This is a genomic window from Streptomyces sp. AC627_RSS907 (assembly GCF_019049165.1).
Genome location: NZ_JAGMUE010000718.1, coordinates 1 through 739, shown reverse-complemented (window position 1 = coordinate 739; position 739 = coordinate 1). Strand labels below are relative to the sequence as shown.

1 protein-coding gene is annotated in these 739 nt (G+C 55.8%); it reads right to left on the bottom strand.

Features of this window, described 5'->3' with window-relative positions:
• Nucleotides 1–441: 441 nt before the first annotated feature.
• On the bottom strand, nt 442–739 hold a 298-nt coding region (locus KUM32_RS38235), incomplete at its 5' end, for a hypothetical protein (protein ID WP_217146421.1).

Sequence of the window (739 nt, the reverse complement as noted above, 5' to 3'; positions counted from 1 at the left end):
CCATAGAACTGGTTCAACCCCGCAATCACCTTAGACTCGTTTGCCTTATCGGATTTCCTGACGACCTGCCCCCCGTCAACATTCCGGAAGAATAGGCGACCGCCTTTCCGCCCTCGCACACAGGTGACATCTGTTCCAGACAGGGCCTAACTTCCGAGCCTCCAGTTAATGTTTCCAAGCCATGACAACTGGACCGGACAACCCAGATGTAGCCTGATCCTTCTGACTTTTCCCTGCCTGTTGCGCGGCGTTCACCAAGGTCGAATCCTCGCTGCTTCCGAGAAAATCGTGGAGCACCCATTGGAATCGCGACCCGAGCATGCGCCACCTCCGACGTCACGTGGAACTTGGAGGCTTTCTCGCATGCGAAGTAACATGAATTACAAAGCTCGCATAAAGGCCACCCGCGCCGCCACGCCCCCGAGGGAGGATGCATCGAAGTCAGCCCTCCCCGACCTGGGCGGAAAGGTTGAGAAGGTAGTTATTGAACTTCAGGTCTTCATGTGCCGAATACAAGCATTGCAAACCCACCCGCAAGGCACTCCTCGGGATCTCTTCAAAGTCACAGAGGGAGACCTCGGACACCGCATCAGAGAAACTGTAGGAGACTTCTACCTTGTCACGTCGCCTCACCGCACGAATGGAATCCCGGCTCTTCGAGGTCTCTACCCGCGTTTCGCCAACCGATGCGACTTCGCAATGGATCTGGACGAGCATGAGAACGAAGTCTATTACCGGC